12 protein-coding genes are annotated in these 12663 nt (G+C 38.4%); 8 read left to right on the top strand and 4 right to left on the bottom strand.

The features are described 5' to 3' along the window. The first annotated feature begins 471 nt into the window (after positions 1-471). From KDJ85_RS09495 to KDJ85_RS09510, 4 genes are all read left to right on the top strand, one after another. Positions 472-2100: a DUF4139 domain-containing protein gene (locus KDJ85_RS09495; RefSeq protein WP_225819449.1), complete on the top strand. Its 1629-nt coding sequence runs from the start codon at positions 472-474 to the stop codon at positions 2098-2100. A gap of 74 nt (positions 2101-2174) precedes the next feature. Then, complete coding sequence (gene ydfG, locus KDJ85_RS09500; protein ID WP_225819450.1) at positions 2175-2924, top strand: bifunctional NADP-dependent 3-hydroxy acid dehydrogenase/3-hydroxypropionate dehydrogenase YdfG; 750 nt, start codon at positions 2175-2177, stop codon at positions 2922-2924. 81 nt (positions 2925-3005) lie between these two features. After that, positions 3006-3380: a DUF1283 family protein gene (locus KDJ85_RS09505; protein WP_225819451.1), complete on the top strand. Its 375-nt coding sequence runs from the start codon at positions 3006-3008 to the stop codon at positions 3378-3380. Between the two features lie 44 nt (positions 3381-3424). Further along, positions 3425-3658 (top strand): DUF1161 domain-containing protein, encoded by a 234-nt coding sequence (locus KDJ85_RS09510; protein ID WP_225819452.1) that lies wholly within the window; start codon positions 3425-3427, stop codon positions 3656-3658. Between the two features lie 65 nt (positions 3659-3723). Here the strand turns inward: KDJ85_RS09510 and bioD are convergent, their stop codons facing one another. The 3 genes from bioD to KDJ85_RS09525 all read right to left on the bottom strand — a co-directional run bounded on the left by bioD (position 3724) and on the right by KDJ85_RS09525 (position 6752). Beyond that, positions 3724-4398 carry a dethiobiotin synthase gene (gene bioD, locus KDJ85_RS09515; RefSeq protein ID WP_225819453.1) on the bottom strand — a complete coding sequence of 225 codons (675 nt, stop codon included), beginning with the start codon at positions 4396-4398 and terminating at the stop codon, positions 3724-3726. A gap of 140 nt (positions 4399-4538) precedes the next feature. Beyond that, positions 4539-5750 (bottom strand): ROK family protein, encoded by a 1212-nt coding sequence (locus KDJ85_RS09520; protein WP_225819454.1) that lies wholly within the window; start codon positions 5748-5750, stop codon positions 4539-4541. Positions 5751-5846: 96 nt separating this feature from the next. Next, positions 5847-6752: a LysR family transcriptional regulator gene (locus KDJ85_RS09525; RefSeq protein ID WP_225819455.1), complete on the bottom strand. Its 906-nt coding sequence runs from the start codon at positions 6750-6752 to the stop codon at positions 5847-5849. Positions 6753-6867: 115 nt separating this feature from the next. On the opposite strand from KDJ85_RS09525, the gene KDJ85_RS09530 reads away from it, so the two are divergent. The 3 genes from KDJ85_RS09530 to tus all read left to right on the top strand — a co-directional run bounded on the left by KDJ85_RS09530 (position 6868) and on the right by tus (position 9830). Further along, on the top strand, positions 6868-8139 hold the full coding sequence (locus tag KDJ85_RS09530; RefSeq protein ID WP_225819456.1) for an MFS transporter: 1272 nt from the start codon (positions 6868-6870) through the stop codon (positions 8137-8139). A gap of 82 nt (positions 8140-8221) precedes the next feature. Continuing rightward, positions 8222-8806, top strand: a complete 585-nt coding sequence (locus KDJ85_RS09535) for a lytic polysaccharide monooxygenase (protein ID WP_225819457.1) — start codon at positions 8222-8224, stop codon at positions 8804-8806. 115 nt (positions 8807-8921) lie between these two features. Further along, complete coding sequence (tus, locus tag KDJ85_RS09540; RefSeq protein ID WP_225819458.1) at positions 8922-9830, top strand: DNA replication terminus site-binding protein; 909 nt, start codon at positions 8922-8924, stop codon at positions 9828-9830. A 64-nt stretch (positions 9831-9894) separates the two neighbouring features. Here the strand turns inward: tus and fumC are convergent, their stop codons facing one another. Continuing rightward, positions 9895-11292: a class II fumarate hydratase gene (fumC, locus tag KDJ85_RS09545; RefSeq protein WP_206086067.1), complete on the bottom strand. Its 1398-nt coding sequence runs from the start codon at positions 11290-11292 to the stop codon at positions 9895-9897. Between the two features lie 179 nt (positions 11293-11471). On the opposite strand from fumC, the gene manA reads away from it, so the two are divergent. Further along, complete coding sequence (manA, locus tag KDJ85_RS09550) at positions 11472-12647, top strand: mannose-6-phosphate isomerase (protein WP_225819459.1); 1176 nt, start codon at positions 11472-11474, stop codon at positions 12645-12647. Positions 12648-12663: the final 16 nt, after the last annotated feature.

Raw genomic sequence — 12663 nt, forward strand, 5'->3', positions numbered from 1 at the left:
TTATACACGATCAACTCACTGAGGTATTTACTTGTCGGTTATTCGGTAGGACATTTCTAATAAGCCAGCGACTAGACATTCCTATCGAGCCTTGACATAAGTATGAAATGAAGAAATCCAGCGTTCTGGCTGGTTAATCGTGTTGGTTCATTTAGGCTTTAAATCGATGTTATTTTCATCACCTGCTATCATTAGGCTCAATCTTAGATCTTCGTGGTACATTTAAATGAAAATGCATAACTCGCCACACATTGACGAGCTCATCAATGAAACCTTTTCATTTTTAATTTTTGAGCCATTAATATTCCATTTGTCATCCCTTTAGCCACTGGATACTTTATCTACCAAATAAAAAAGTACAAATAAAATATTTTAGGCTTTATCTGTTATCAAGTGACAAACGGATAAAATATGATGAGTAAATCGCCGATTTATCAAATTTTGCTCATTATATATTCTTGGAGTTTCACTATGACGGTTTCCATTCGTATTGCAAGTGGCTTACTTTTAACATCACTTCTTGCTGCTGGCCATGCTCTAGCGGAAGCAGAAAGTACTTTAAATCAAAATGTTAAGCTAAATCATGCGACTATATTTTTACGTGGGGCTGAGTTGGATAATAATGTGACCCTGTCACTTAAATCAGGCCAAAATGATGTTATATTAACCAATATTGCAACAAACATAGACCCACGAACTCTGTCCGTTAGTTTGAAAAATAATGATGTTATTATTCGCTCAATTAATGTCCAAAAGGTCTCTGTTCCCCCTACTTACTCACCTGAAATAATTACGCTTCAAGAACAACAAAAACAAAATAATCAACAAATTGAACGCTTAAATATTGCAATTAAAGTGGGAGAAGAACAATTATCGTTGTTGAAAGATCAACGCTTTTTTGGTGAAAACAATAGCCAGACAATTGAACAATCGTCACAAAAGTTGAATTTTATCCGTCAACAGATGACGCAAATATTGCAAGAACAGCAGCAAAATCAAGCATCAGTGGATGAGCTTGAAGAAAAAAACATGTTGCTACAAGCTCAAATTGATGAAAACTTGCCTGCGGTTGTCGGGCAGCAAACTCAAGTGGTGATGGTTATTGATGCGAAAAACGCGACCACAGCACAAATGCAACTTTCTTACCTTACCCCTGATGCCGCTTGGTCCCCAAGTTATGATTTTCGTAGTGAAGATGTTGAATCCCCTATTGTTCTTACCTACAAGGCCAATGTTGTGCAAAACACAGGGATTGATTGGCGAGATGTCAATCTAACGTTATCTTCTGTAAACCCGTCTAAAAATATTACGCCATTTAACCTGCAACCTTGGCGCTTATCAGTTTATGATGACAATATACAGTACGAATCCCAAGCCTTAATGCGACAGGCTCCTGCTCCCGTCGCAATGATGGACGCCAATCTGCGTGGAAAAAAAAGTCGTGATAATTCAGGTATTGCCGATTTTGTCACTGCATCAAACAATGGCATCAATTTAAACTACGATATTTCATTACCTTATAGCCTAAAAAGCAGCACAAAACCCAACTCGTTGACCATCAAACAAACAGATGTTATAGGAAAATACCAATACACGGCGACACCGAAACTGGCGGAAGATGTCTTCTTACAAGCCGATATCGATAATTGGCAGGCTCTGAATTTACTGAATGGTAACGCCAATATTTACTATGGCAATACGTATATTGGTAATTTCCAAATTGATACCACTCAGTTGAATGATACTCTCTTTATTCCTTTTGGCATTGATAAAAACATTCAGATTTCTCGTGAAAATAACGAAAAAATGAAGAAAAAACCAAGCTTTATTGGTTCAACTATTGAACAAAAGGAAGGATATTTAATTAAAGCCAAAAATATGCATACTAAGCCAATTAATTTAACAATTATTGACCAATTACCGATTAGTCAAGATAGTGAAATTAAAGTTTCTGAAATTGATAATAAACAGGCTGTTGTCAATAAAACAACAGGAGAATTAACTTGGGATGTGACTTTAGAAGCTAACCAACAGATTGAAATTCCATTTAATTATACGTTGAGCTACCCAAAAGATAAGCATATCGTTGGTCTTGAATAGTAACTTTTGTAGTTCCCTTTCGAAGGCGTTAGAATAAATTTACGCAAGACAACAATAATAGCTTAGAGGTTTTCATGATTATATTAGTGACTGGTGCATCATCTGGATTTGGCGAATCTATCGCGCGTAGATTCATTCAGCAAGGTCATACCGTTATTGGTACAGGGCGTCGAACCGAACGTTTAGAAGCGTTACAACGCGAATTAGGCAATAGTTTTCACCCTCTAACATTAGATGTTCAAGATAGAAAAGCGATTCAAACTGCCGTTGCTAATTTACCTACCTCCTTGAAAAATATTGATGTTCTTGTCAATAATGCAGGTTTAGCACTTGGTTTGGAACCTGCGTTTAATGCAAACCCAGATGATTGGGCAGTAATGATTGATACCAATACCAAAGGTTTGGTCAATATGACCTATGAAGTCCTACAAGGTATGGTGGCAAAAGATCATGGCCATATTATTAATATTGGTTCAACCGCAGCAAGTTGGCCTTACAAGGGGGGGAATGTGTATGGCGCCACTAAGGCATTTGTTAAACAATTTTCATTAGGTTTACGTGCTGATTTACAAGGTAAAAAAATTCGAGTGACGGATATTGAGCCAGGTTTAGTCGGTGGAACTGAGTTTTCTAACGTGCGTTTTAAAGGTGATGATGATAAAGCTGCAAACACCTATAAAGGTGCTGAGGCATTAACACCTGAAGATATCGCTGAAACGGTATTTTGGGTTGCAACGCTGCCTGCGCATATGAACGTGAATACTCTGGAATTAATGCCTGTCTGCCAAACATTCGCTGGTTTAACCGTTCATAAACAACTTTAATTTTCGTACTATTCTCTACAGACGAAATGGTTTATCTTTGGCTATACTCAAGATATTGACCCTGTTTAGTAAGGAATTTACATGAGTACTCAGAATATTTTAAAGAAAAGCGTAGCAACAATGTGTGTTTGTTTACCATTACTTTGGGCAACAGTTGCACCTGCTGCTCAGGGAAATACAACAACGTCATGCACTGCAGGCAGTACTTGTGTTTCTGTTGGTAAAGGTGATGATACTTTAAATAAAGAACAAGCTCGCCAAGAAAAAGAACAATGGGATAACACTCGAATGTTACGCAATAAAGTGAATACGCGTACTGAAAAAGAGTTCGATAAGATTGACGCCGCATTTGATGCAAAAGATAAGTGTGAAAAAAGCTTGAATCTGAATGCCTATTGGGAACCTAGTACAAAACGCTGTTTAGATGTTGGTACTGGTCGTCCAATTAACCCGTAAGTTGTTAATTTGTTCGTTATGGAGTCATTTACCAAGGAGGATCGATGCAAAAAAAATTGTTAGTTCCATTATTTTTAGTGATGTTGGCCCCTGCTTTTGCTCAAGCTTCATGTGAAAGTGTAATAGAAGAAATTAAACAAAAAATTATCAATAATGGCGTACCTGCCGATAGTTTTAGTTTAGTTGCAGTTCCTAATGATGAAGTTGACCCATCAAAAGGCCAAGTTGTCGGTCACTGCCAAAATGATTCATATAAAATTATTTATACCCGCCATTAGGCATGGATAAATAATACAAAAAAGGGCGAATTAATCGCCCTTTTTACTTGTTTTTTTTCAAATAATTATGCGGGTACAGTAATAAATTCCTGCAATTTTTCGATATGCAAATAGTGTCCTAAATCCCGCTCTTCTGGCCGTAATAAATACGGAATTTCACCAATTAGAGGCGCTTTAATGTGGTGCTGCAGGCGGTCAATAATTTGTGCGTAATGAGCAAGACCTGGGTTAATTCGGTTTGCCATCCAGCCAATTAGCGGTAAACCATCGGCCCTAATTGCATCCGCTGTTAACAAGGCATGATTGACACAACCGTGCTGAATACCCACCACTAAGATGACTCCGACAGATTGTCCTTTGAGCCAATCGGCATAAAAAGTATTATCATCAAGCAAATAGCGCCAACCGCCATTTCCTTCAATAACGACCATATCGCATTGTTCATGTAAATGCTCTAAACCTTGTTTGATTTTACTAAAATCAATGCTGTTCTCATGGCTGTAGTTGTCAGTGATGCGAACTGGATTAACTTCATCATAAGAAACGAGGTCTTTAGACACACTGTGAATCAATAATGCATCTTTATTCCTGGTTCCTTCAGGGGTATCAATGCATTGATCTGCAATAGGTTTGTATCCTACGGCTTTAATTCCTTGTCCATTGAGTGCTTGCAAGATAGCAAGTGTTGATACTGTCTTCCCGACATCTGTATCTGTCCCGGTAATAAATAGATTGATCATGGTCTTTTTCTATCCTGAAGTGACAGACTAACAGCAATAAGCTGTAAAAATGATATGGATTCAGTTTATGGGAATGGGAAAGTGATAAGTTTGCGTTAGCTCAATTTTGTGGTCGATAGTCAAAAGTTTATCGAATTGTTTTAGCCTTGTAGCAATTGTAGTAGCAGTGAACCATCATATAAAGCGCGCTGAATTAATGTAGATTCACTTTCTTTTACTGAAAAATTAGATTTTTCAATTAGCAAATGTGAACTATACAGAGGAGATGCGTATTGATGTATATAATGATGCAACCGCTCAAATAATCTCTCTGATGCTATATTTAAGGGGGAATTAATAAGAATAAGTTCAGTGCCAAATAGGCTTACCATTAACGCTAATGGTTTGGCCAATTGTTTTGCTACCATTTCTATTAGATAAACACAAAGGGGATCGCCTAATATTGCGCCAGCACAAATTTTATCGATTGATATTTCACTTTGGAATAAGACGCTGTCAGGGTAATTACAAGATAAATTACTGGCTTTTTGTAATACCACTGGAATGGAAACATGCGTTTCTAAGCAACCTTCACCACCACAATAACAGGCAACTTGGTTCGATTCATCTAACTGACTATGACCGAATAGAAGCGGTTTTTGTGTATTAGCATCTAATGTCACGCCACGGTTTAGCACAGTGGCATTCACCACATCCTGTATTTGAAGGTAAATAATATTTGTGGCTTGCCGTTTTGCTGAAAGCGAAAAATGATCCATTAATGCCAGTGCATCAACGGTTGAGTGTAAATAAACAGGTAAACCTGTTTGTTTAGTCAGATGTTGTGCTATTGGTAAAGAATTAATATTGAAACCCGTAAGTTGGAAAACAATCCCTTGGTAAGGATCTATGATACCTTCTGCAAGGATGCTTATCGCAGTAAGCCGCTCAATTAACATTTGATGATCAGCAAAAAACTGGCTGATTAACTCAAGCAATTCATAAATAAAAGCATCATTACCACACACATCAAATGGGTATGTGTTTTGCGCTAGCGTCACCCCGTTGATTTCCTTCAAAGAAACCGTGATTTTACGTGGCTCAATAACCATAGAAAGAAACTGCCACCCTTCACTTTCAATGACCAGACCAATTGCGGGGCGACCTCGCAAACCCAATACTGGAAATTCTAGCTCTTTAATAAGGTGGGCATCCATTAGTTCACGGGTAATTTTAGTGATACTTGCAGGGGCTAATGAAGCTTGCTTAGATAAGGCAATACGCGATATTGGACCATGTTGATCAATTATTCGATACACAATACCTGTGTTTAATTGTTTTATTTGGTCAATATGACCCGTTTGGTTCAGCATAGCGATTGTCAAATCCTTTATAAAGCAATTAGTTATTATGCCTTATTCTGTATATGAATGATTCTGCATACATACCAAATGTGACTTCAGTCACGTTTATTTGCCGACAATATTGGAAATCAAAATTTGAGTCAATTTTTTAGCGACTGCGGGTAAGGTTCTACGGGTATTGTAAACTAACCATACTTCAGATGATGCCTCAATATTAATTAATTTTATATATCTTACACCATCAATTTTCATGCGTGTGAATGATTCAGTAATAATAGATATCCCCATTCCTGCGGAAACTAATCCAAGAATTGTCATGGCTTCCCCAGCTTCTTGTGAGATTTTAGGGACGATCCCCGCGGAGGTTAATAACTGGCTGATCTCATCATGTAATGCCGTTCCTACTTCACGTTCAAAGAAAATTAGAGGGTAATTAGCCAACAATTGAATATCGACACCTTGTTCTTCGAATTCTAACAGTGGGTGCCCTTCATAAACGGCCACCATAAATGATTCTTTAAATAGCAATTGATAGTCAAGTTGCTCAGGCAAAATAGTATTTCGCATAATCCCCATGTCAATGCGCCCAGTTACTAAAGGCGCAATTTGTTGTTTTGTATTCATTTGGTGCATGTGAATAGAGACTTCAGGGTAGGTTTCACGGTATTGCCTTAAGCTCATTGTGACTTTATGCATAAAGGGTGTTGTGGAAGTAAAACCAATAGATAATTCACCGAGCTCACCTTTTTCCATTCGAGCTGCTTTAGTTGCAGCCGCATTAACTTGAGCAAGTATTTGATAAGCCTCTTTTAAAAACATGGTTCCTGCAGGTGTTAGAGCGACATTTCGATTATTTCTTTCCAATAATTTGGCATGAATTTGTTCTTCAAGTGATTGTATTTGTTGGCTTAGTGGAGGTTGTGATATATGTAGGCGCTCAGCGGCTCGCCCAAAATGGAGCTCTTCTGCTACCGCAATAAAATAGCGTAAATGTCTCAGTTCAATGTTCATAAGTATATTGATATTTTAAAAGTATCATTTTAGATAATTAATATATTAGACAAAAAACTTAGGAATTTCTATTCTTTGATCAAAATCAAATGAGTTGGTATGACAAGGAATACACATGGAACACTCATCCAATAGCCTGACTACTGAGCAACCTACTGAAAGGGAAGAAACTGACTCCACGGTACATATCGCACCTAAAAAACATTATATTCAAAGAGATGACGCTTTATACCTACGCGTCACCCTCTCCTTTTTTACGGTTGGTTTTGCAACATTTGCGTTGCTGTATTTTGTGCAGCCTATCCTGCCTTTATTATCCACAGATTTTAACGTATCTCCTGCAACAGCCAGCCTAGCTCTTTCATTAAGCACAGGCTTAATGGCTTTAGGTTTGTTAATCACGGGGCCAATATCAGATGCGATTGGCCGTAAAAACGTAATGGTGATAGCGTTGACATGTGCGGCATTATTTACATTATTAAGTTCAGTGATGCAAAGCTGGCATGGTATCTTGATTGCTAGAGCCTTAGTCGGCTTATCCCTTAGTGGCGTTGCTGCTGTAGCCATGACTTATTTAAGTGAAGAGATACACCCAAGCTATGTTGCTCTTTCTATGGGACTTTATATCAGCGGGAATTCCATTGGTGGAATGAGCGGACGATTAATGACGGGGGTTGTTGCCGATTATTTTTCATGGCGTGTCGCTGTCGTGATTTTAGGGACATTGGCTTTGATTGCTGCAATAAGTTTCTGGCGTTTATTACCCCCTTCCCAACACTTTCGTGCCAGCTCGTTAAAACCGAAAAATTTATGGGTCAATTTACATCTTCATTTTAGGGATAAAGGCTTACCTTGGCTATTTGTTGAGGGTTTTGTGCTCATGGGCGGGTTCGTCACCATGTATAATTATATTGGTTACCGCTTATTAGAAGCCCCTTATAATTTATCACAATCTACTGTTGGTTTTTTATCCGTCATCTACTTAACAGGTACATACAGCGCAACAAAAACAGGCAGTCTAACCCAGAAGTATGGATTAGGTAACATCTTGATTGCCGCTATTTCATTGATGCTATTAGGTATTTTAGTTACATTACATTCAAATGTCTGGATTGTTCTACTGGGAATGACCTTATTAACAACTGGTTTTTTCGCGGCACACTCTGTTGCTAGCAGCTGGGTTGGGCGTCGAGCTAAACGGGCTCGAGGGCAAGCATCTTCACTATACTTATTCAGCTATTATGCAGGCTCAAGTATTGCAGGTACGGTTGGTGGGCTATTCTGGGCTAATTATGGTTGGAACGGTGTTGCTTTATTTATCGCAGGGATATTATTGGTTGGTGTTATGATTGCATACCGATTGAAATCAGGCTGTTATGACCATTAGCTTAGACACTGATAAAGGTTAAAATTTTCTCTCCCTCGTTATTACTGGATGATACACGCTCTTTTAATAACGAGGAAATGAGATGAAACAGTTGTTGCTTGCCCCAGTTCTTTTCTGCTGTAGTTTTTTAGTTTGGTCCCATGGATATGTTGAATTCCCCGAAAGCCGAGCATACTATTGCCAAAAAGGCCTAAATATTAATTGTGGCCCTGTGCAATACGAACCTCAATCTGTGGAAGGACCTAAAGGTTTTCCACAGGTAGGCCCAGTTGATGGTAAAATAGCAAGTGCTGGAATTGCCCGTTTTAGTCAGTTAGATGAACAATCAGCAAACCGCTGGAAACGCTCTAAATTAGAATATATTCAAATTGACTTTAGATGGAAAATAACAGCCAAACATAAAACTACAAAATGGGAATACTTTATTACAAAGAAAGGTTGGAACCCAAATGCACCATTAACACGTAGCCAATTTGAATCAAAACCTTTTTGTAAAGTAGACCAAATAGGCCCAATTAGTGAGCAGGAAAGTCACAGTTGTCATTTGCCCGTTCTTAACTATGGACAACAAATTGTGTTAGCGGTTTGGACAATTGCAGACACTCCAAATGCATTCTATCAAGTGATTGATTTAGATATACATTTAACGCCAGTTGGCTTGAAATAAAATAATGCTAGAATAAGGGGAATACTCGCTCCCCTTATCTTGTTGAGCTATTATTGTTTCTTGTACTCGATGTTAATGTTATTCTTTATTAAACCCATAGTATGTTGTAACTAAAATGAACAAAAAACAGATATTAATAGAATCATTTAATGTATTAGAATCACGAATAAAGCAATTATCTGGCTTATTGTCTGAGCAGAAACAATATATAGCTAAAGTTTATACATTACCCGATGTCATTAAAGGTGATGAAAACAATGAGGTCAGCGAAATTATTGTTGATGAGATTACTGGCGATGATGCAATAAAAGAAGTCATTACCCTACTTAACCTATTGTTTATACATAATAAATCTACTGAAATCAGTAACAAAGCTGCTATTAGGCTACCTGGTGTCATTTGTATTCAAATAGACAACCAAGGGTATCAGCAATTTAACCAATTAATAGATGAAATCAATCAGCTGAAGATATCTATTAAAACCCTTGTTACGCAGATAGATGAGACTCAACGTTTTGAGTTTATTAGAGAAAGTTTACATGGCCTACTCACGTTAAATACTTACCGTACAATCACAAGCTTAGTGGATGTCGATACATTAGGCTTTGGTTGGGCAAATAAAAAAGTGATCAATAAAATCACTAAAGAAACATTGCTCGATAAATTACAATATAGTTTAGAAAATGGCCGTTGCCCTGCTCATTTACCGCGAGAACATTGGCAATTGCAATTAAAAACAGAAATACAATTGGTTGAGTCCCTTCCCCATGATGCCATTTTAAAAACCCAGCGCCCTGTAAAAGTGCAGCCAATTGCACGCGTTTGGGATAAGGCACAGCAAAAACAGACCCAATTTGCCTGTGCAACACCATTATTTGTTTTTGCTATAGAGAAAACATTGGCTGAAATCAAAATTGGGGAGTTGCCTGACTACCATGCAGATAATATTGCATTACGTAATCGCCCTCGCGCAAAACCTGTTGAGTTATTGATCCCTCGATTAAATCTTTACATTGAGCGATAAAAAACACCCGCTAGTTTAACCAAGCGGGTGCTTTAAAATTTAATCTTAGATCTTAGCGTTTAGATTAAGACTTCATACTGCCAACCATGTCCTCTGGACGAACCCAATCATTAAACTGCTCTTCTGTTAAATAGTTCAGCTTTAATGCAGATTCTTTCAGTGTTAGGCCTTCTTTATGCGCTTTTTTCGCAATTTCAGCTGCTTTATCATAACCAATGTGCGTATTTAATGCGGTGACTAACATTAATGATTCATGTAGTAATTTCTCAATACGCTCACGGTTTGGCTCGATACCCACAGCGCAGTGTTCGTTAAAGCTACGCATACCATCAGCTAATAAACGTACTGATTGCAGGAAGTTATCGATTAACATTGGACGGAAAACGTTTAATTCAAAGTTCCCCGAAGCACCACCGATATTCACAGCAACATCATTACCCATGACTTGTGCACACAGCATGGTTAATGCTTCACATTGTGTTGGGTTAACTTTACCTGGCATGATTGAACTGCCTGGTTCGTTTTCTGGAATTGAAATTTCACCAATACCACAACGAGGACCAGACGCTAACCATCTCACATCATTAGCGATTTTCATTAATGATGCCGCTAAGCCTTTTAACGCACCGTGAGCATGGACTAAGCTATCGCATGTTGCTAATGCTTCGAATTTATTCGGTGCAGTGATGAATGGTTGCCCTGTTAATTCTGCAATTTTTTTCGCAACACGAACTGCATACTCAGGATGAGTATTCAGACCTGTACCGACTGCAGTACCGCCTAATGCTAATTCACAAACATGAGGAACTGCGTTCTCAATGTGTTTTTCGCTGTGAGCTAACATCGCAGCCCAACCCGAAATTTCTTGGCCTAAAGTCAGCGGTGTTGCATCTTGTAAGTGAGTGCGGCCAATTTTAACAATGTCTTTAAATTCTTTTGCTTTTGCATCTAGAGTTTTATGCAAAATTTTCAGTTCTGGGAGCAGATGTTCACGAATTGCTACAACAGCAGCTACGTGCATCGCAGTTGGGAAGACATCATTCGAACTTTGGCTTTTGTTAACGTCATCGTTTGGGTGGATCAGACGGTCATTACCTCTTTGACCACCTAAAATTTCACTACCACGATTTGCTAACACTTCATTCATGTTCATGTTACTTTGTGTACCAGAACCCGTTTGCCAAATAGCTAAAGGGAATTCTGTTGGGTGTTTACCCGCTAAAACTTCGTCAGCAGCGGCAATAATTGCATCGCCACGTTCTTTAACGAGTAGTCCCAAATCCATATTCACACTTGCTGCCGCTTTTTTAGTAATCGCAAGTGCGTGGATAAGCGCGACTGGCATTTTTTCTACAGATATACGGAAATGTTCTAAAGAACGCTGCGTTTGCGCGCCCCACAACTGGTCAGCAGGTACTTCGATAGGCCCCATTGAGTCTTTTTCAATGCGAGTGGCTGCCATTACTATCTCCTTAGGTACATACACAGAATAATTAATTTTAGAATCATCTGCTTGCAGGTAAGCAAATAACCGAGCAGTATAATGCCACAAATTGAATTTAATTTATGAGACTTGGTCGAGCTTATTGTACCCTGATGTTAAGGAAATGAGTTGATTTTTACAAAAAAGAGAATTTTGCTATGCTTAAAATGATAAACAAAGTCCAAAATTATGATTGGGGAAGTAAAAATGCCCTAACACAGCTGTATGGAATCGCAAATCCAGAGAATTTGCCAATGGCTGAACTTTGGATGGGAGCGCATCCTAAAGCTAGCTCCGACGTTATCGATAGCCAAAATAATCAAATTACTCCGTTAAATACATTGATTGATAGCCATCCTGAATTGTATTTAGGAAAAAAGGTTGCGCAAACTTACCACCGATTGCCTTATCTTTTCAAAGTGCTTTGTGCAGCTCAGCCTCTGTCGGTTCAAGTTCATCCCAATAAGAAATATGCTGAAGTTGGCTTTGCCAAAGAAAATGCGGCAGGTATACCACTCGATTCCCCTTTGCGTAATTACAAAGACGATAATCATAAACCCGAATTAATCTATGCATTAACGCCTTTCAAGGCGATGAATGCGTTTCGTCCCCTGAATGAAATTGCGGCTTTACTTGATTTTGTTTCCGCAGCTCATCCCGATATTCAGTTATTTGTTCAATCTCCTTCTGAAGAGAAGCTTTCTCGATTGTTTGCACAACTTCTGAATCTAACTGGCGCACAAAAAGAATTGGCTCTAGGGGTATTAAAGGCGGCCTTAAATAGCCGTCAGGGAGAACCTTGGGACTCAATAAAACAAATGGTTAGCTTATATCCTGAAGATAATGGCTTATTTACCCCTCTTCTTTTAAATATCATTGAATTGCAACCTGGCGAAGCAATGTTTTTATATGCGAGAACACCACATGCTTATTTAGAGGGTGTCGGTTTAGAAGTGATGGCCAACTCCGATAATGTGCTACGCGCAGGCCTGACAAATAAGCATATCGATATACCTGAGTTAATTGCGAATATTGATTTCAACCCCACGCCCGCGCATGATTTGTTAAATATTCCCGAAAAATCTGGAAATATCTGGAAATATCATATTCCAGTAGAAGATTTTTCATTTAATATATATTCTATTAATCACTCGGGGGTTACCCTAACTAACGATACAGCCTCAATTTTATTCTGTATTGAAGGCGAGTTAGTTTTAAACTCAGGCGATAAAGAAATTAGCATTGATTCTGGTGAGTCTATTTTTCTGCCTGCGTATGAGAAACATGTTTCCATTAAAGGTAATGGTAAACTTGCTCGAGTGTTTAATCTTTAGTGTCATATTCTGTATT

It is taken from the genome of Providencia vermicola, from assembly GCF_020381325.1.
Lineage (GTDB): Bacteria > Pseudomonadota > Gammaproteobacteria > Enterobacterales > Enterobacteriaceae > Providencia > Providencia vermicola.

What these genes read in the sequence shown, in the direction of transcription:
- KDJ85_RS09495 (WP_225819449.1), top strand. Translation starts at nt 472, where the DNA reads ATGACGGTTTCCATTCGTATTGCAAGTGGCTTACTTTTAACATCACTT.
- ydfG (WP_225819450.1), top strand. Translation starts at nt 2,175, where the DNA reads ATGATTATATTAGTGACTGGTGCATCATCTGGATTTGGCGAATCTATC.
- KDJ85_RS09505 (WP_225819451.1), top strand. Translation starts at nt 3,006, where the DNA reads ATGAGTACTCAGAATATTTTAAAGAAAAGCGTAGCAACAATGTGTGTT.
- KDJ85_RS09510 (WP_225819452.1), top strand. Translation starts at nt 3,425, where the DNA reads ATGCAAAAAAAATTGTTAGTTCCATTATTTTTAGTGATGTTGGCCCCT.
- bioD (WP_225819453.1), bottom strand. Translation starts at nt 4,398, where the DNA reads ATGATCAATCTATTTATTACCGGGACAGATACAGATGTCGGGAAGACA.
- KDJ85_RS09520 (WP_225819454.1), bottom strand. Translation starts at nt 5,750, where the DNA reads ATGCTGAACCAAACGGGTCATATTGACCAAATAAAACAATTAAACACA.
- KDJ85_RS09525 (WP_225819455.1), bottom strand. Translation starts at nt 6,752, where the DNA reads ATGAACATTGAACTGAGACATTTACGCTATTTTATTGCGGTAGCAGAA.
- KDJ85_RS09530 (WP_225819456.1), top strand. Translation starts at nt 6,868, where the DNA reads ATGGAACACTCATCCAATAGCCTGACTACTGAGCAACCTACTGAAAGG.
- KDJ85_RS09535 (WP_225819457.1), top strand. Translation starts at nt 8,222, where the DNA reads ATGAAACAGTTGTTGCTTGCCCCAGTTCTTTTCTGCTGTAGTTTTTTA.
- tus (WP_225819458.1), top strand. Translation starts at nt 8,922, where the DNA reads ATGAACAAAAAACAGATATTAATAGAATCATTTAATGTATTAGAATCA.
- fumC (WP_206086067.1), bottom strand. Translation starts at nt 11,292, where the DNA reads ATGGCAGCCACTCGCATTGAAAAAGACTCAATGGGGCCTATCGAAGTA.
- manA (WP_225819459.1), top strand. Translation starts at nt 11,472, where the DNA reads ATGCTTAAAATGATAAACAAAGTCCAAAATTATGATTGGGGAAGTAAA.